Source organism: Proteus vulgaris, from assembly GCF_033708015.1.
Lineage (GTDB): Bacteria > Pseudomonadota > Gammaproteobacteria > Enterobacterales > Enterobacteriaceae > Proteus.
In genome coordinates this window covers 3,647,439-3,664,632 of the sequence record NZ_CP137920.1, presented here as the reverse complement: position 1 = coordinate 3,664,632, position 17,194 = coordinate 3,647,439, and the positions used below count along the sequence as shown (strand labels likewise).

Below are 17,194 nucleotides of genomic sequence, written 5' to 3'. Positions count from 1 at the left end.
AACCTTAAAATGAAAGCGAAGTACTATCAGGTTTAAAAAATCCCTCGTAGTCTTCTTGGTTATCGTCCATACCTAATAAATCGAGAGTAAATTGATGATAAAAACCTTGATAAGAAAGAAGAGAAATTAACGCCTGATTAATAATATCTTTATTATCGCTATTTTCTAATTCACTCGCTTGGCGTGCATAGATTAATAGTGCAACTTGGCGTTTTTCTTTTAAGGTTTGGTTGTTTTCATTTTTGACATCAAATTTGTTCAATAACGTCAATACATCTTTGACACTATTGATGCTGGATCCTTTTAAAGATTGATAAAAAGAAGAATTCAATGTAGCCATTAAAGGATCTGGTTTTTTATTGTCGATCGGTTCAGGTGTAGATAAAGAGGGTTGTGAGCCATATAACACTTGTGATTCTAACGTATTAATCTTCATCATCATTATTATTCTCACTAGTGGTGTTACGTTGAGGAGGAGTATTATCGAATACATCGAATGTATTAATATATTTCAGTAAAATGTCTTTAATGTTTTGAGTAAAAACAGGTTGGTAAGATTCGGTATAGGGACGATGGAATTGTGCCTTAAGATCATCAATTAATAGAGAAGGCTCAAAAAAAGTAATTTGATCATCAGCATGAATAGCAATCGTTTTATGCTCATGAGAGATTAATTCGATATTAAGATTATTGAGTTTATTCTCAAGATAATGGCGTAATGTTGTTGGAATATTGAGCGTAATTTTTTTTTCTGAAGGTATTGCTGAAATTAAACGGTGTATAATTTCAGTTTGGATCTCAGGTGAATTAAAAAATTGCGCAATAGTTGTTGTTAATTGCTCTCTTTGCTGAAACTCATAATGTGCCAGTTTCTCTTGATATTGAATGGCAAAATTTAATATATCTCCTAATAATACCTGCAACCCTTTACTATAAGCTTGATTTGAGATCTCTTTATTATGCTTATCCAGTTTATGATTAAAATCTTGAATCATTTTCTTTGCTGCATGCTTAGAGGCTAATTCTGTTTTATAAATATTATCGAGCTGCCGAACATAGCGCGCACGTATTAATATCCCTTCACAAGTGTATGTTAAAAGATCTTTAGACAGAGAGCGCAGCATAATCTAGTACCAAAATAAAGAGTGAACGAGATAAAAAAAGTGATTGAGGGAGTTCTATCGATGAAGATTGTGGTGCAAAAAGTAATGTAAAGCGCTGAGCAAGCGCCATCGAAATTGAACTAATAAAATCAAACAATAATTGATAGCCAATATTTATTGGGGCGATATTTTCCAGTGAAGTCGTTATCTTTTTATCTATATTTAACACAGGATAAAGAGATAAAAACCCTTTTAATTGTGGTTCTAATTGATAGTAATTACCAGATAATAAAAGCGTTTCTCTAGAGTACAAATAGCCTAAAAAAAGAGCACAACGTGGAAGTAAAGTCCAATAAGTAAAAATTTTCTCTACAATAATATCGATGTCACAATCTAGTTGATTAATAAGTTGGTATTGCTGAATTAATTGGCGATTAGTTAATTTCTGCCAGATTATATCTTCTTTATTTGATGCCAATACCTTGTAATCTGCATGAAGATAGCTAAGTGGCTCATACATTACACTGGATATCATGTCGAATTGATCAGAAGTTAGATTTGTCATCATTTTCTTCCTTCTGTATTTTTTTACGTCGGAATATTATTAATGACACCGTAATGATAGAGGTGATAACCATTAATAATAAACCTAAAAATAACCAAGAGCTGAAAAATGAATCAGAGCTATTTTGATAAAGTTGATTATTTATCATATTGAATTTATTGATATTTCGTGGGTATAACAAAACGGTAATATTATCCTCATCCATATCGTTAAAGGCATTATGAATAAAAGCACGAACATCATCACTTAATTGCTCATTATCAATCATCCCCTCTTCATAAAAAACCAATGCTGAAGCATGAGGTGCCGGAATAATTCGTTCAATAGGAGAAATGGGATAGCTGACATGAACTCTAGCATCAATAATATGGTCAATAGTGAGTAATGATTGCTCTAATCGTTGCTCAATAGCAGAAATTAAACGTGCTTTTTCGGCTTGAGGCGATGATACCAATGCATCTGATGGAAATAGCTGAGTCACTTCAATTCGAGATAATGTGGGTAATTGATATTCCTCTAAAATTTGAATGGCAATACCCATATCTTCTTTTTTAACAGAAATATCAAATAACCCTTTTCCTAGTGCTTTACGAGTACTCGTTATTTGGTGCTTTTGTAAAACAGCTTGAATTTCTGTTGCCTGTCTTTGATCCAAATTAGTGAGTAGCGATTGATCTTTACAGCCACTTAATAGTGGAAATAGACAACATAATAATGCCAATAACAAATATCGTATTTTCATTACTATTGAGCCTTGAGTAATGTTTCAACAATATTCAATGATTTTCTGGCTAAAGTACTTGCTAGATTCATTGTAATTGTATAATCATTTAGTGTGGTTTGTAACTCGGTATAACTTTGAACATCACTTAATTTATTTAATGTCGCTAGCTTTTTTTGGATCTGTTTTTCATACTGAAAACCACTTGTCACCGTATTAATCATTATTGAAGATAAATTATCATCACTATCACTATTAGCGTTTGATTGTGTTGATAAATGCACAGGAATAACAGGGGTAATAGACATATATCATCTCCATTAAATAAAAATCAACGCATATTCCCGATAATACTCATTGCTAAGTCTTTCACTACTTTAATCGATGTTGATTGTGCATTACGCGTAATATTATATTCAGCGAGTTTCGCTTGATAATCCGCTAATGCTGCGGCATTTGATGTATCTGCTTTTAATGCATCTAATGCAATTTTTAATGTTTCACTTTGTTTTTTTACAGGTTCTTGAAAATAGTCATTGAATCTATCAATAGTACTGACATCATCGGCAACAGGATAGGCTGGCATAATAATTCTTCCTCTAATTACAATTCTAATTTACTGCTTATATCACTATTAGCCTTGAGGGAAATAGCGATGTTGATCATCTAGAAAAATATATCCACGATCTTCTTGTAAAATCGCTTTATTTTTCAACATTGGATTGCTTATATTTTCACGGTAAAAGATAAATTTTCTCCCAAAAATAGCCGTTTGTTTTTTGATATAAGTATTAAGTTTTTCTTTATTGCTTGCACTTAGTTCATTATTAAAGATAAAAGTTAAACGATTATTTTTCTCTTCAACCGTATAACCTATTGTTTTTGTTAATTCTAATTTATTTATATCATTAATAATATTTGGAATAGATATTTCTTTAATTGTAGGATAACAATTTTCCGAGAAATGACTATTTATGGCATCAATAATTTTTATTTTTTCATTATTATTATGGTAAATGAAATTAACAATAGGTTTAGTTTTATCATTTAAAATTAAATGTATTTTTTTGTAACTACCTTTAATAACTAAATTTTCTATTTTACTTTTATCTATATAAAAAATTTTATTTTCTGGACCGATTTTTTCTTTTGATGTGATATATGAATTATCAAAAGTGCAATAATATCCATTTTTTCCTTGAAAACCTTTAAAAAATTGACTTTTTGATAGGGTTGATACGTTTTTTTTCTCTATTGTTCTATTTATATAGAATATGAATGAGATGGAAAATAGGATTGTCAGAATTAATAATATAAATATTTTTTTACGAGTAAAAATTTTCTTTTTATTTTTCTTAAAATACGATGAGTCAAGAGTGAAATCATTATTGTCACTCATTAAAAATATAGGAATATCATTGGAATAAATAGGGGTGTTCAGTGGTAATGAATATTCTTTACCAACTTCCTCGGGTATTAAACTATGCTGAATTATATATTTGTTATTTTCACTATTATTTTCATCAAGTATAATAGCGAGCTTTTTTTTACACTCTACCTTATCACAAGGAATATAAAGCACCACTTTATCATTTTCTTCTTTACGATCCTGATCTTCGTCACTTTGTAAAATAAATGAATAGTGATTAGGGGGTAAAGGAATTATTGTTTCTTTTAATGGGCCAGAAAGAATATAAATATAATATAACATGGATTTAACCTAATGATAGAGTGTTATTAATTCATAATATAAATATAGTTTAGTAAAATAATCATTAAATTTCTTTTAAAAAAAAACACATGTTTTTTATTTGATGGTGGGTATTGATACATTACTAGCTTTTTTTTTAAATAATAAACGTAAAAAATTTGTTATTTATCTTTATAGTTAATAATTAGTAATATTATTGTAGTGTTATATAAAGTAAAAACATAAAGATAAGATGCTTGATAGTTTACTATCTTTAATTTTTAAAATTAATTGACAGGATAAGGTTAAGTATTTGCTATGTTAATAAATGATATAAAAATAAGTGGTGATAGAAATATATTACTCGGAAATTAATTGTTTTTCTGTATTCCTCTTGATAATGAATCTCCATTAAAAATATATGATGAGAAAACGACTAAAATTATAAAAGGAAAGGCTTTTATTTATAATTCAAAAAATGAAAATGTTGTTTTTCAGTCTGAAAATCAATCATGGAAAATAGAAAAACGATCATTTTTTATTTGTGCAAGATTATTAGCATTTATTGATTATGCCCGTGATTTTTCAAAAATGACCGCAATAGGATCTGAATTTGATATTAATCAGCAGATTTTTTATATAGACGATGCTAATAAATCGCTAGAATATGTATTAATAAATGAAGCAATAAAACCAGAAAGCCAATTAGAGCCTCTATTTGTCACAATAAGACATAGTGAAAGTTATTGGCTTATTTTACATCTCATTAGTTATTTAGATGAAAAGAAAAGTAATATTGCACAAATTGGAGAGCGATATGGAGTATCAGGTACACATTTTAGACGACTGTGTAAGCGTTATTTAGGTAATTGTGGGAAAAGCCAATTACGTTCATGGCGTGCCGCATCTTCAATTTTAACCACGCTATCAACTGATGAATCATTAACACAAATTGCTGTTGATAATGGATTTAGTTCGGCATCTCATTTTTCTAATGAAATTAAGACGTTATTTGGTATTACACCAACAGAATTTCGTCGAATTGGTCAACATCTTTATGAAAATAAAAAATAAAATTTATTGTGCTATTGGGCTAGCACTATGTTGTAGCTTTTCTTTTCAAATTCAAGCCGCGGAAGGGAAGGTTATTTATACACATCAGGTGAAAAAACCTGATGTATTTATTGCTGTTGATACACGAGTAGAACAATTTTTTCTTGTATTATCAGATAAGTTAAATAAACCTTTTATTCTGAGTAATGCTGTAAAAAAGGAAAGAATAACTGGAAATTTTGATATTTCTTCACCAGAAGAAGCATTTGAATTGATGGTGAAACGGTTGTCATTGCTCTATTTTAATGATGGAAAATCAATCTATATTTATGAGAGCAGTGAGATATTACAGGAACTCTTTCAGGTAAAAAACATAGGGTTAATCGAGCTAAAAGAGTATTTACAAGATGTAGGATTATATGATCAGCGCTATCCATTACGTGCAGGTCGAGATCAACGTACTTTTTATATTTCTGGCCCTCCTGTTTATATTAAATTAGTTAAAGCCGCAGCTGTATTTTTAGATAATGATGTACAAGAGCAACTTGATGAAAATACCAATAATCAAGTACCCGTGGGGAGTTCTCGCTATGGGGATGAATTTGTACAGATATTTCCATTAAAAAATACCTTTGTACAAGATAGAACTTATACTTTACGCGATAAACAAGTCGTGTTACCGGGTATTACGTCTGTCTTACAGCAGCTATTTATGCCCTCTAAAGAAATAACAAGACCAGTGAAAGATCCTCATCAAACGCTAGAAAATAATGATAGTCAGAAATACGATGAAGCGATAAATGATAGTGAAGAAACTAATGCGCCTATTATCACTAAAATAGGACAATATAACGTCGAATTAGTGCCATTACCGGGTTCAAACAGTCTTTTAGTGAAGACAAGTCGAGAGGGGTTGGCATTAATCGGTTCACTTATTGCTCAATTAGATAAACCGAAAAGACAAGTCGAATTATCATTATGGATAATTGATATCTCTAAAAATAAAGCTGATAGCTTAGGTGTTAATTGGCAAGCTAGTTATGGCGCTGGCAAAGGCGGCTTCTTTTTTAACACAGCAAGTTTAAGTGCGGCTTCTGGTTTTAACTTTTTAGGTAAAATAAAAGCATTGAGTGAAGATGGTGAGGCTCAAATGGTATCTCGCCCAATGTTATTAACACAAGAAAATACCCCTGCTATTTTTGATAACAATACAACTTTTTATACTCAAATAAAAGGTGAACGAGTTGCTTCATTAGAATCAACAACATTTGGCACGATGATCAGTGTATTACCTCGTATTGGTGATTCAAATAAAGATATTGAAATGATCATTAATCTTGAAGATGGTGCAGAAAAAAAAGATGACAATGGGAATGATGAAAGTGTTGAAAAACTTCCTGTGATTAATCGTACAAATATTAGTACTGTTGCTCGTGTTTCGGAAGGTGGAAGCTTATTAATAGGTGGATATACCCGAGAAGATAATGTGAAAGCAGAAAGTAAAGTTCCTTTTCTAAGTGCAATTCCTTTAATAGGTCGAGCTTTCAGGTATGAATCTGATAATAATAAAAAGATGATCCGTATTTTTATGCTACAACCCCGTTTATTAGAAAAGATGCAAACTGAATCTTTAGGCTCTATCACTGAAAATCCATTTGAACCAATGGATAAAAAAACGTCTCAGGCATTAAAACAACTTCAGGCTTTTATGAGGTAATATCATGATTGGACCAATTAGCACCTCAACCTCAACACAGTCTGCACTTAGTAATGTTAGTAAAAAAAGCCAACAAGAAACTGAATATAAACAACCTAAAATTAGTGAAAACCAAAATTATCAAAATCAGTTAATAGAGATATCTGATGATATGTCGATGGTTGCTACTCTTTTTTCACAACGTTTTGGTCAGCTATTAGATAAAAAAGCCAATAGAGGGCAAAGCACATTATATATTGCAGAAGAGGGAGCTGATAAAAAACTAGATAAAGTAATAATGTTATTTAGAAAATCAGGGCGAAGTTTGCAAGAATTGCTCCAATATTTGCGTAAAATCTTTCCAGATGAAAGTGATCTCGTGATGGTTTTACGAGAGTTACTAAGAAAAAAGAAATTAGGTGCGCAATTAAATGCAGGAATTGAGAATGAGATAAATAATCTACTCGAAGGTGAAAATGGAAAGAAAATTCGAGCGGGTATTAATATTGCTTTACAAGCAAAAGCATTTGCTAAGCTGCTTTCTCTTGATGCCTCAACGTTAAGAAACCTTTATCGTAGCTATATTAATCTTGATTTTGAACCTATTTATTTTTTTAAAATGTGGATTGAAGAATATGATCTTAAACAGTGCACTATCATTTTAAATTTTTTAACACAAAGCTTAATTTGTGATATGCAATCACTTATGCCAAGTTGTTCTCAAAGTTCAGAGTTTGGTTATTTGCTTGAGAGAGTTAACAAATTACGTATTTTATCTAGCTTTATAGAAATAAACATAAAAAAATTAGAGGTAGAGGATTTAAAAAATACGATAACTGAAAAAGAGTTTTATCAAATAATTTTTTATGGTATGACATTTCCTGATGAAATGGAAAAATATTTAAATTCTCTCTTAGAAAATGAATGGCTTAATTATTTTATTAATATAAAAATGAAATTATTACAAGGCCTAAAAACAATGTTTAATGAATATCCAGAATCATTATATTTATCTGATGATTTTAGAGATGAATGCCAAATAATTATGCAAAAATTTATAGATAACTATCTTCGATTAGAACAATATCAACAAAGAAAATATATAAAATAATTTATGGATAATCTCTATGATTTATAGATTTCTATTGGCAATAAAAAACAAACCAGAATTAATCGTATTATCGGTTATGATTTTGGTTATTATGATGTTAATTATACCGTTGCCAACTTATATTGTAGACTTTCTTATTGGGCTCAATATTACTATTTCTTTACTTATCTTCATGAGTTCATTTTATATTACTCGTATATTGAACTTTATGACGTTTCCTGCATTATTGCTTATTACGACACTTTTTAGGCTTGCTCTTTCTATTAGTACAAGTCGATTAATATTATTAGATGCTGATGCTGGGGAAATAATTACTTCATTTGGTGAGTTTGTTATTGGTGAAAATCTCGTCGTTGGTTTTGTTGTTTTCTCTATCGTCACCATCGTACAATTTTTAGTTATTACGAAAGGTTCAGAACGAGTTGCAGAAGTTGCTGCTCGTTTTTCTTTGGATGGAATGCCAGGAAAACAGATGAGCATCGATGCAGATTTAAAATCAGGCATCATTAATAACGAAGAAGTGAAAATAAGAAGGAAAGAACTAGGGCAAGAAAGTCAGTTATATGGTTCTTTTGATGGGGCAATGAAGTTTATTAAAGGTGATGCAATTGCTGGTATTGTGATTATCTTTGTTAACTTAATTGGCGGGATCTCTGTTGGTATGGCACAAATGGATCTCTCCATTACAGAGGCACTACATACGTATACGCTTTTAACTATTGGTGATGGGCTAGTTGCTCAAATCCCGGCATTACTGATTTCTATTAGTGCTGGTTTTATTGTCACTCGTGTTGGCGGTGAGAATAGCAATCTTGGTTTTAGTATTATGAATGAGCTACTTGCTCAAGATTTTGCTTTACTAGTGACAGCGATCCTCGCTTTTATCATTGGTTTTTTACCTGGATTTCCAACCCCCGTATTTCTTATTCTGTCTGTTTTATTAGGGGGATATTTCTTTAAAAAGCAATGGAAAGTAAATAAAAAAGAAGTGATAAAGGATAATCAAAAAGATAAGAGTGAAGATCGTGATTCAGATTCAGATAGTAAAAAAGGACTTATTTCAAATCTATTTTCAAATAAAAATGAGTTAGAATCTGAGAATAGCTTATTAAAAGAAGATATTACATTATCTCAAGCAGAAACATTACCTTTAATTATTACTGTCTCTTCTAAGAAAAAGATATATCTTTCAAAACTGGTTTTTGAAAAGTGGTTAAAAAAAGAATTTATTTTACAATATGGTGTATTACTTCCTGATATTATTATTCATTATTCAGATAATATTGATAATGATAAAATCATCATTTTAATAAATGAAGTTAAGGCTGATGAGTTTGATTGCCCTTTCCCATTAATTCATGTGAAAAACCCTAATGATGAATTTTCATCTTTAAATTTTAAAACAATAGAAATAAATGATAATAATGTTAAAAATTATTGGGTTAATAAAAGTGACAAGGATAAAATTGAATTATTAGGCTATAAATTAGAATTACCAGAGGCTTATTTTTATAAGAGGTTCTCTAATTTAATGACATTTAACATTGTTGAATTTCTTGGGATACAAGAAACAAAAAATATTCTTGATAAAATAGAGGAAAACTCACCAGAACTTTTAAAAGAATGTTATAGACAAGTTTCTATTCAGCGCATTAATGATGTCTTACAACGCCTAGTACAAGAAAAAATTCCTATTAGAAATATAAAAACAATTATAGGCGGGTTAGTACAATGGGGGAGTAAAGAGAAAGATCCGGTACTTTTAACCGAACATATTCGTTCTTTACTTTCACGTTATATTAGCCACTTCTTTTCAAATGATGGAAAAATTAATGTGATTATTTTATCGAATAATATAGAAGAGATAATTCGAGGCGGAATAAGGCAGAGTTCTTCAGGAACATTTTTAAACTTAGAACCGGCTGAACTTGATATGATAATAGAAAAAATATCTACTGCTATTGATGAAATTAAATATATACAAGATTATTTATTTTTAACAGCAATAGATATAAGGCGTTTTGTTAAAAAATTAATAGAAACACAATATCCACAGTTATCTGTATTGTCTTATGATGAAGTCACATCAGATATTGAAATTAACGTTTTACAATCTATTTAGGAGAAGTTATGTCTTTTGATCTAGCAAATTTAATTATGGATGCAATGAATGTGATTGGAAGAAATGATTTATTCTCAGAAGGGAAATCTGTTGATAATCATTCGACAATAACTATTAGCTTGGGAGACATGCCGGATATAAATTTATTAGTTGTTGATGAAGTTCCAATGATCTGGTCTGTACTTGGTGAATATAATGAAAATTTATTATCACAAACCAGCACTTCATTATTATTAAATAGTATTAATAATCAAACTGAAAGTTTTTATCCAGGTCAACCAGCTTTAGTCAAAGTAGAATCTGAATTAGAGCTACGAGCTTCGTTTATGCCTATTGCTTTACAAAATGGTGAATCAATGGCAAAAGCAATAGACGAATATTTTCAGGTGATGAATAGTATCCATCAACAATTTATTAATTAAAAAATGAATAAAGAATTTTCAATATTTCATCATGCAGCTCATCCTATACGAATACAAGGCAATATCCTTGAAGTGATGTTGCGTGGTGTATTTATTGGAGAAATTTGTTTATTAAAAGATTCTATTATTAATGGACAAATTATTGGTGAAGCGATTGTGATTGGCTTTCGTAATGGTATTACTATTTTAAGTATGATGGGGAGTTCACAAGGTTATTCTCTGCAAATAATTGTAGTACCAACAGGTAAGGCTTTTTCTGTTGCTTTAAGTCCTAATATTTTAGGGAGCATGATTGATATTAAAGGTAATTATCTCTTACGTTTCAATGATAAAAAAGAGGTAAAAGAAAATTTCTATTCCTATTTACCTATTGATGGTCATCCTCCCTCATTTAGTGATCGTCGTCCTATTACAGATGTATTTGAGTCAGGTGTTCGTGCAGTTGATGGATTATTAAGCTGTGGATTAGGGCAGAGAATGGGAATTTTTGCCAGTGCAGGAACGGGTAAAACCATGTTGATGAATATGTTTATCCGTTTCTCTCAGGCTGATATTTTTGTTATTGGACTAATTGGTGAGAGGGGGCGAGAAGTAACTGAATTTGTCGAGGAATTAAAAAAAGACAAACGATGCGAAAAAACGGTATTAATTTGTTCTACCTCCGATCAGCCAGCAATAGAACGTTGTAATGCGGCATTAGTTGCTACTACGGTTGCTGAATATTTCAGAGAACAAGGCAAAAATGTCGTGTTATTTATTGATTCTATGACGCGTTACTGTAGAGCGTTAAGAGATGTGGCACTTACCGCGGGTGAGCTTCCTGTTCGTAAAGGTTATCCAGCTTCTGTTTTTGATAAATTACCAGCAATTTTAGAAAGACCAGGAGTTACTCATCAAGGCTCTATTACGGCGTTTTATACGGTTTTACTTGAAAGTGATGATGAACCAGACGCCATAGGTGAAGAAATTCGTTCTATTTTGGATGGACATATCTATCTTTCACGAAAAATAGCGGCTTCAGGCCATTATCCCGCTATTGATATTTTAGGCAGTGTGAGTCGTATTTTTCAGCAAATAACGAGTACTAAACAACAAAATGCGGCATTAAAAATAAGACAAATGTTGATGCGTTTGCAAGATATTAAACAATTACAAGAATTGGGTGAGTATCGTCCGGGAGAGAATGAATTAAATGATCTGGCAGTCAATAAGCAAACAGTAATAGAGGCTTTTCTTATTCAGTCATTTAAAGAAAAAGCAGACTTTCAACAAACACTGAATCAACTTTATGCGCTTACCTCTTAATCAGCAAATTTTGATAAATGCTATTGCTAGGCGTCAACAAAGAATAGAGAAAGAGCTACAAAAGCATCAACAATTAATAAAAGAAGCAGAAAATAAGAAAGAAGAACAGATCATATTAGCTTCAGCATTAGAAAAAGAGATCCCTTTTTATGAAAAAGCAGGCAGTTATTCGACTATTTCTTTAAATCAACAAAAACGTAAACAAGCGATTATATTATCTTCATTGAATGTTGTTAGTACTCAAATTAAAGAAATAGAGTATCAATTAGAAAAACTAAAAAAAAATAGCCTGTTTTTGAAAAAAGAAAGGGATGCAGTAATTAAAAAACAAAATAAAATGACGCTTTATCTTGAAAGAAAAATACGAGAAAAAGAGTTATATATTGAAAGATTAGAGCAAAACGAAATTCAGGAGATGGTGTTATATGATGTCCATAAAGATTGAGACTTTAAGGTTAAATAATATTTTAAGCTCTGATCAAAATAGTGATATGAAAACTGTTTATTCTAAAAAATTATCACCATTTTCTACAATAATAGAATTATTACATCTTGAAAAAGACAGACTATCTCCTGGAGAATTTAGTAAAATAAAACAGAAATTAGATGATTTTTATCATCTTGATTGTAAACGACCTACTGAATTAAGAGATGGTTTAGAAAAAAATACAAATATTAAATCTGATAAGGTCGTTGATGAATTAGAATTAGATGATAAAAAAGACGAAGAAGATGACTCTTTAAACACAGAAGGGCTTTTATTAACCCAAAGGAGAATATATTCACAAATTTATTCTTCTACAAATGAAAGTACATTAAAACAAAAAAATGTCTTGCACCATGGAAGTCAAAAAAACACGACCACTAGTAAAATGGTCATAGAAAATAACCTCAAATTGAATTGTGGTGAAAGTCCTAATCATTTTGAGGATAATAAAGAAATCAATAAAAAATTTAATAAGTTAACTGCTACTGAAAATAATAAAGTTAGTCGAAAAATAGAAAAGAAAATCCCTGTTGATAAAAAAGAAGAAAAAATTGAGAGTAAAGATTATCCTCGTGAAGACGATAAGTTAAATACTAAAGATAGTATGACTATTGAAAATAAAAATACCAAAGATAGCTCGATTATTGAAAATAATAAATTATCTGAAGAAATTGGTTATTCAGAAACTAAAGAGAAAAATAAAAATATCAAAGATGGTTTGATTATTGGAAATAATAATGTCTCTGAAAAAATAAGTTTTTCAGATAATAAAGAAATAAATAGAAATACTGTTGAAATAAACATTGAGGATGAAAATTCACATGTAGAAAATAAATATAAAGAAAAAATAAGAGAAAAAAACAATGATATATTACCTTTGTATAACGTAATGCCAGAATATCAGAAAATATCATCAGAGCCAGTATCTGACAGAAAAATACTTGATATCCCTGCCTTTAGCATACTTTATAAAAAAGTATCTACCTTATCTCAACCACCCAGCATTACTTATATTTTTAAAAAATGGGGAAAAGAATATCATCAAATGAAGGTAAATTTTGGTGTCTATAAACAAATTCAACTAATCGCTTCTACTGGGCGAGTCTATCAATCTTCTTTAGAAAGTTTTAGTCAATATCAAGGACGATTATCTCTTTCATTAGAGAGTGACAATAATTATTGGCATGTTAATGAGATAGATTCCTCTTCTGAAAATAAAGAAGATAAAAAATGATAAGATTAGAACCTGAAAATAGTATTAATAATAAAGAAGATAGTTATTCAATGAATATTCTATCTTCTTTATATACATCTCGGTTACCTATTTCTTCTGCCCAGTATTTTAAAATAAAAGGGAATAATACATTTGGTTCATTTACTGGTATTGTCCAAGTTATCCAAGTAATGGATAAAATTTATCCTGAGAAAAAAATAGATTGGGAGCTTGTTCCGGAAGTTTATCTTCGTACGCTTTTCTCACAAAAATATTCACAAATATTGTTTCCTTTTTCGAAAGAGCCAATGTCTTTAATGATTGATAATATCTGCCTAGGAGAACAAGAAAATTTTTCCTATCCTGTTATTAGTACCGAATTCGGTGACATATTTATTAGTTCTTTCCAAAAAAATTATGAATGGGCATTGTCACCAAAAAATAAAATTAGTGCTATTACTCACTTTCTGTTTGGAAGAAGCACGGTGTCATTCTCATTATTAAAAACGCTCTCTTTGGGTGATATTGTATTGATTGATAATGTAGATTTCATACTTACTGTTGGTGAAAAAACGTGGATGCGTTATCAATGGCAAGAAGGAGAAAATACTGTGGTTTTAGATGAAAAGTTATTGACTCATGAAACAGAGCATGAAGAGTTAGTTGAAGATACACAAATTACATTGCAAAAAAATATAGAGTTAAAAGCGATTCAATCTATACCTGTTACTCTCTCTTTTTTACTAACAAGTAAAACCATGTTACTTGAACAAATTGAAGAGTTATCACCGGGACAACAAATTACTTTGCCGGATAATGCATTACGTCATATCACATTAATTGCTAATGGGATTGCTATTGCTCAAGGGGAGTTAATTAAAGTTGGTGAGCGATTCGCTGTTGAAATCCAACGTGCTTATTTAAAGCAAGATTAAAGATATGGAAAGTTCAACAACACTTATTTTAACACTATCATTAGCTACATTAGCACCTTTCATTATTGCCGCGGGGACATGTTATTTAAAATTTTCTATCGTGTTGGTTATGACTCGTAATGCTTTAGGGGTTCAACAAGTTCCTTCTAATATGGTACTTAATGCGATTGCATTAATGATGGCACTGTTTGTAATGACACCAATAGCAAAAAATACCTATCAATATCTTATTGAAAACCCAATTGATATGACTTCCCCTGATTCAATTGAACAATTTTCAGATAATGCATTGGGAGAATATAAACGATATTTGTACAAATATTCTGAGCCTGAATTATTAGATTTCTTTGAACAAGCACAAGGAAATCGACCAGATAGTTATGGTGATAAAGAAAATATAGAAAATTCGTTATTATCGTTACTTCCTGCTTATGCACTAAGCGAAATAAAATCTGCTTTTATCATTGGTTTTTATCTTTATTTACCTTTTATTGTTATTGACCTGGTCGTTTCCTGTATTTTATTAGCTCTAGGTATGATGATGATGAGCCCAATAACATTATCTGTACCTTTAAAATTAATTTTATTTATTGCTATGGATGGTTGGACTCTTCTCGCTAAGGGATTAATTAATCAATATCTTGACCTTATGGCGGTAAGCTAATGGATATGATCTATGCAGCGAATAAAGCTGTTTATTTGGTGATATTACTTTCGGCTGCCCCTATTGCAATAGCAACATTTATCGGGTTGGCAATCGGTCTTTTACAAACCATCACTCAAGTACAGGAGCAGACATTACCTTTCGGTGTAAAACTTGTGGGTGTTTTTGTTTGTCTGTTAGTAACGATGGGATGGATGGGTGATAAGGTGCTCGTGTATGCCAAAGAGATGATGACATTAGGGTTAGCTGGATAAATAAAATGTTAATACTGCTAGGGTATATACAACTTTATTTAATCGATCTTTTTTTACTTGTTGCAAGATTATTTCCTATTTTTCTTTTTATTCCTTTTTTAAATAGCCGAGTGTTAAATAGCCAACTATTAAAATATATTATTGTTTTTTATATTTCTATGGGAATAAAACCAAGTGTTTTAATTACTGATGAAATAAGAAATACATGGGAAATAATAATTTTAAGTGAATTAATTATTGGTCTTTTAATGGGGTTAGTATTTGCTACACCCTTTTGGATAGCTTCTGCTTTTGGTGAATTTGTTGATAATCAGAGAGGGGCAAGTATCGGTGATACAATTAATCCAACAACCGGAATTGAATCTTCTGAATTTGCCTCATTGACTGGACTATTTTGTGTAGCTTATTTTTTATCGACAGGAGGGTTAACACTATTAATGAGTTCGATAAAAGATAGTTATGATGTATTTCCTATGGGGTATTTTAATAAAGAGATTGGTTATTCGTTTATTGGTCATTGGCTTAATAACATGATCCGTACTGCTATTGTTTTAGTATCACCCGTTCTTATCATTATGTTTTTGAGTGAAGTTGCGTTGGGTGTTTATTCTCTCTTTTGTCCTCAATTAAATGCTTTTTCTCTGTCATTATGTATAAAAGGGATTATTGCCTTTATATCTCTACTTCTGTTCTTTGCCTCAGCGATGACGACAGAGCTGTATGAATTTTTTAATAATAGATATTTTTATACTATTTTCATGAGTATTTATCATGGCTGAGAAAACAGAAAAGCCAACGCAAAAAAAACTTGATGATTCGGCAAAGAAGGGACAAAACTTTAAAAGTAAAGAACTAACATCTGGCCTTGTTTATCTTATAGGTGTTATGTATTTATTTAATCAAGTTGATTTAGATGAATTTAGTCAATTTTATCAATCTCTCTTGCTTAATCCAGCAAATATTACTTTGAAGAGTTATGTTGACGTTATTTCAAAATTATTTTTTGATATTTTTATGCCTATTCTTATTGTTACTTTTCTATCCGGTGCTATTCCTTCTTTATTTAGTTCACGTTTTAAACTGGCCACGGAAGCCATTAAAATCGATCTTAATAATATAAATCCTATTTCTGGATTTAAAAAAATATTCAGTATAAGAACAATTAAAGATCTTTTAAAAACATTATTGTTTATAATTGTATTTTTAGTCACGTGTTATATTTTTATTGTTGTACATGGACATGAGATATTTACACTATATCGTTCAGGACTAAATATTGTCATTGATAAATGGTGTTCACTAGTTGTCAGTTTTATATTTGTATTTTTTATATTATCAATACCCATACTTATTTTAAATATTATTGCTGATTTCTTTATCTTTATGAAAGATATGATGATGGAAAAACATGAAGTTAAGCAAGAAAATAAGAATATGGAGGGTAATCCTGAAATAAAATCGACACGCCGTCAAATACATCAAGAGTTACTTGATGAACCCATGAAAAAAGTGATTCGTGATTCATCAGCTGTTATTGTAAATCCAACCCATGTTGCCGTAGGTATTTATTTTGACCCCGATAATGGTGTTATGCCATTAGTTTCACTGAAATGTATTAATGAAAAAGCATTAGCCGTGAAAGCCTATGCGAAAAAAGTAGGTACACCTGTTATTCGTTACCCTGAACTTGCGAGAAAATTCTATCATAAATATCATCTGTTTGAGGTAATGATAGACCAAGATTTATTGGATATTATGGATATTCTTATTTGGCTTAAGAGAATAGAAATTGAAGGCTTACTAAGAGAAGAAATGGATTATACGCGCCATCAATAAATTTTCCATGTGTATTT

Annotated in this window: 20 protein-coding genes; 13 read left to right on the top strand and 7 right to left on the bottom strand. The window is 30.4% G+C overall.

The features are described 5' to 3' along the window. Nucleotides 1-4 precede the first annotated feature (4 nt). The 7 genes from SB028_RS17160 to SB028_RS17130 are packed head-to-tail and all read right to left on the bottom strand — an operon-like array spanning nucleotide 5 to nucleotide 4,100. A complete protein-coding gene (locus tag SB028_RS17160; RefSeq protein ID WP_286138941.1) occupies nucleotides 5-442 on the bottom strand; it encodes a hypothetical protein in 438 nt (145 codons plus the stop codon). Next, nucleotides 426-1,124, bottom strand: coding sequence for a type III secretion protein (locus SB028_RS17155; RefSeq protein ID WP_318859674.1), 699 nt, complete (start codon nucleotides 1,122-1,124; stop codon nucleotides 426-428). The genes SB028_RS17160 and SB028_RS17155 overlap by 17 nt, the downstream gene beginning before the upstream one ends. Beyond that, the gene (locus SB028_RS17150; RefSeq protein ID WP_069366965.1) at nucleotides 1,105-1,668 is read right to left on the bottom strand and encodes a type III secretion protein; all 564 of its coding nucleotides are present in this window, start codon (nucleotides 1,666-1,668) and stop codon (nucleotides 1,105-1,107) included. The genes SB028_RS17155 and SB028_RS17150 overlap by 20 nt, the downstream gene beginning before the upstream one ends. Beyond that, entirely contained in the window at nucleotides 1,649-2,410 is a 762-nt protein-coding gene (gene sctJ, locus SB028_RS17145) for a type III secretion system inner membrane ring lipoprotein SctJ (RefSeq protein ID WP_069366964.1), read from the bottom strand. Before sctJ ends, SB028_RS17150 begins: the two co-directional genes overlap by 20 nt. A 2-nt stretch (nucleotides 2,411-2,412) precedes the next feature. Then, nucleotides 2,413-2,697, bottom strand: a complete 285-nt coding sequence (gene sctI / locus SB028_RS17140) for a type III secretion system inner rod subunit SctI (RefSeq protein WP_069366963.1) — start codon at nucleotides 2,695-2,697, stop codon at nucleotides 2,413-2,415. Nucleotides 2,698-2,720: 23 nt separating this feature from the next. Continuing rightward, entirely contained in the window at nucleotides 2,721-2,975 is a 255-nt protein-coding gene (locus SB028_RS17135; RefSeq protein WP_069366962.1) for an EscF/YscF/HrpA family type III secretion system needle major subunit, read from the bottom strand. A 48-nt stretch (nucleotides 2,976-3,023) separates the two neighbouring features. Beyond that, nucleotides 3,024-4,100 (bottom strand): PrgH/EprH family type III secretion apparatus protein, encoded by a 1,077-nt coding sequence (locus SB028_RS17130; RefSeq protein ID WP_318859673.1) that lies wholly within the window; start codon nucleotides 4,098-4,100, stop codon nucleotides 3,024-3,026. A gap of 354 nt (nucleotides 4,101-4,454) precedes the next feature. Here SB028_RS17130 and SB028_RS17125 point away from each other — a divergent pair, with 354 nt between their 5' ends. Genes SB028_RS17125 through SB028_RS17065 form a run of 13 tightly spaced genes read left to right on the top strand, consistent with a single transcriptional unit; the run spans nucleotide 4,455 to nucleotide 17,177 of the window. After that, nucleotides 4,455-5,153: a helix-turn-helix domain-containing protein gene (locus SB028_RS17125; RefSeq protein WP_318859672.1), complete on the top strand. Its 699-nt coding sequence runs from the start codon at nucleotides 4,455-4,457 to the stop codon at nucleotides 5,151-5,153. Next, entirely contained in the window at nucleotides 5,137-6,849 is a 1,713-nt protein-coding gene (gene sctC, locus SB028_RS17120) for a type III secretion system outer membrane ring subunit SctC (RefSeq protein WP_069366959.1), read from the top strand. Before SB028_RS17125 ends, sctC begins: the two co-directional genes overlap by 17 nt. 4 nt (nucleotides 6,850-6,853) lie before the next feature. Continuing rightward, entirely contained in the window at nucleotides 6,854-7,939 is a 1,086-nt protein-coding gene (gene sctW, locus SB028_RS17115; protein WP_069366958.1) for a type III secretion system gatekeeper subunit SctW, read from the top strand. A 16-nt stretch (nucleotides 7,940-7,955) separates the two neighbouring features. Further along, on the top strand, nucleotides 7,956-10,061 hold the full coding sequence (locus tag SB028_RS17110; protein ID WP_069366957.1) for an EscV/YscV/HrcV family type III secretion system export apparatus protein: 2,106 nt from the start codon (nucleotides 7,956-7,958) through the stop codon (nucleotides 10,059-10,061). Nucleotides 10,062-10,069: 8 nt separating this feature from the next. Further along, nucleotides 10,070-10,483: a type III secretion protein gene (locus tag SB028_RS17105; protein ID WP_069366956.1), complete on the top strand. Its 414-nt coding sequence runs from the start codon at nucleotides 10,070-10,072 to the stop codon at nucleotides 10,481-10,483. Between the two features lie 3 nt (nucleotides 10,484-10,486). Beyond that, the gene (gene sctN, locus SB028_RS17100; protein WP_069366955.1) at nucleotides 10,487-11,788 is read left to right on the top strand and encodes a type III secretion system ATPase SctN; all 1,302 of its coding nucleotides are present in this window, start codon (nucleotides 10,487-10,489) and stop codon (nucleotides 11,786-11,788) included. Then, the gene (locus SB028_RS17095; RefSeq protein WP_069366954.1) at nucleotides 11,772-12,233 is read left to right on the top strand and encodes a type III secretion protein; all 462 of its coding nucleotides are present in this window, start codon (nucleotides 11,772-11,774) and stop codon (nucleotides 12,231-12,233) included. The genes sctN and SB028_RS17095 overlap by 17 nt, the downstream gene beginning before the upstream one ends. Further along, nucleotides 12,214-13,509, top strand: a complete 1,296-nt coding sequence (locus tag SB028_RS17090; RefSeq protein ID WP_069366953.1) for a hypothetical protein — start codon at nucleotides 12,214-12,216, stop codon at nucleotides 13,507-13,509. Before SB028_RS17095 ends, SB028_RS17090 begins: the two co-directional genes overlap by 20 nt. Next, on the top strand, nucleotides 13,506-14,423 hold the full coding sequence (locus SB028_RS17085; protein WP_069366952.1) for a FliM/FliN family flagellar motor switch protein: 918 nt from the start codon (nucleotides 13,506-13,508) through the stop codon (nucleotides 14,421-14,423). The genes SB028_RS17090 and SB028_RS17085 overlap by 4 nt, the downstream gene beginning before the upstream one ends. Before the next feature lie 4 nt (nucleotides 14,424-14,427). Then, the gene (locus tag SB028_RS17080; protein WP_069366951.1) at nucleotides 14,428-15,087 is read left to right on the top strand and encodes an EscR/YscR/HrcR family type III secretion system export apparatus protein; all 660 of its coding nucleotides are present in this window, start codon (nucleotides 14,428-14,430) and stop codon (nucleotides 15,085-15,087) included. Beyond that, nucleotides 15,087-15,341, top strand: coding sequence for a type III secretion system export apparatus subunit SctS (gene sctS, locus SB028_RS17075; protein ID WP_069366950.1), 255 nt, complete (start codon nucleotides 15,087-15,089; stop codon nucleotides 15,339-15,341). Before SB028_RS17080 ends, sctS begins: the two co-directional genes overlap by 1 nt. A 5-nt stretch (nucleotides 15,342-15,346) precedes the next feature. Beyond that, nucleotides 15,347-16,120, top strand: a complete 774-nt coding sequence (gene sctT / locus SB028_RS17070; RefSeq protein ID WP_069366949.1) for a type III secretion system export apparatus subunit SctT — start codon at nucleotides 15,347-15,349, stop codon at nucleotides 16,118-16,120. Then, nucleotides 16,113-17,177, top strand: a complete 1,065-nt coding sequence (locus SB028_RS17065; RefSeq protein ID WP_069366948.1) for an EscU/YscU/HrcU family type III secretion system export apparatus switch protein — start codon at nucleotides 16,113-16,115, stop codon at nucleotides 17,175-17,177. The genes sctT and SB028_RS17065 overlap by 8 nt, the downstream gene beginning before the upstream one ends. Nucleotides 17,178-17,194 lie beyond the last annotated feature (17 nt).

What these genes read in the sequence shown, in the direction of transcription:
- SB028_RS17160 (WP_286138941.1), bottom strand. Translation starts at nt 442, where the DNA reads ATGATGATGAAGATTAATACGTTAGAATCACAAGTGTTATATGGCTCA.
- SB028_RS17155 (WP_318859674.1), bottom strand. Translation starts at nt 1,124, where the DNA reads ATGCTGCGCTCTCTGTCTAAAGATCTTTTAACATACACTTGTGAAGGG.
- SB028_RS17150 (WP_069366965.1), bottom strand. Translation starts at nt 1,668, where the DNA reads ATGACAAATCTAACTTCTGATCAATTCGACATGATATCCAGTGTAATG.
- sctJ (WP_069366964.1), bottom strand. Translation starts at nt 2,410, where the DNA reads ATGAAAATACGATATTTGTTATTGGCATTATTATGTTGTCTATTTCCA.
- sctI (WP_069366963.1), bottom strand. Translation starts at nt 2,697, where the DNA reads ATGTCTATTACCCCTGTTATTCCTGTGCATTTATCAACACAATCAAAC.
- SB028_RS17135 (WP_069366962.1), bottom strand. Translation starts at nt 2,975, where the DNA reads ATGCCAGCCTATCCTGTTGCCGATGATGTCAGTACTATTGATAGATTC.
- SB028_RS17130 (WP_318859673.1), bottom strand. Translation starts at nt 4,100, where the DNA reads ATGTTATATTATATTTATATTCTTTCTGGCCCATTAAAAGAAACAATA.
- sctC (WP_069366959.1), top strand. Translation starts at nt 5,137, where the DNA reads ATGAAAATAAAAAATAAAATTTATTGTGCTATTGGGCTAGCACTATGT.
- sctW (WP_069366958.1), top strand. Translation starts at nt 6,854, where the DNA reads ATGATTGGACCAATTAGCACCTCAACCTCAACACAGTCTGCACTTAGT.
- SB028_RS17110 (WP_069366957.1), top strand. Translation starts at nt 7,956, where the DNA reads ATGATTTATAGATTTCTATTGGCAATAAAAAACAAACCAGAATTAATC.
- SB028_RS17105 (WP_069366956.1), top strand. Translation starts at nt 10,070, where the DNA reads ATGTCTTTTGATCTAGCAAATTTAATTATGGATGCAATGAATGTGATT.
- sctN (WP_069366955.1), top strand. Translation starts at nt 10,487, where the DNA reads ATGAATAAAGAATTTTCAATATTTCATCATGCAGCTCATCCTATACGA.
- SB028_RS17095 (WP_069366954.1), top strand. Translation starts at nt 11,772, where the DNA reads ATGCGCTTACCTCTTAATCAGCAAATTTTGATAAATGCTATTGCTAGG.
- SB028_RS17090 (WP_069366953.1), top strand. Translation starts at nt 12,214, where the DNA reads ATGATGTCCATAAAGATTGAGACTTTAAGGTTAAATAATATTTTAAGC.
- SB028_RS17085 (WP_069366952.1), top strand. Translation starts at nt 13,506, where the DNA reads ATGATAAGATTAGAACCTGAAAATAGTATTAATAATAAAGAAGATAGT.
- SB028_RS17080 (WP_069366951.1), top strand. Translation starts at nt 14,428, where the DNA reads ATGGAAAGTTCAACAACACTTATTTTAACACTATCATTAGCTACATTA.
- sctS (WP_069366950.1), top strand. Translation starts at nt 15,087, where the DNA reads ATGGATATGATCTATGCAGCGAATAAAGCTGTTTATTTGGTGATATTA.
- sctT (WP_069366949.1), top strand. Translation starts at nt 15,347, where the DNA reads ATGTTAATACTGCTAGGGTATATACAACTTTATTTAATCGATCTTTTT.
- SB028_RS17065 (WP_069366948.1), top strand. Translation starts at nt 16,113, where the DNA reads ATGGCTGAGAAAACAGAAAAGCCAACGCAAAAAAAACTTGATGATTCG.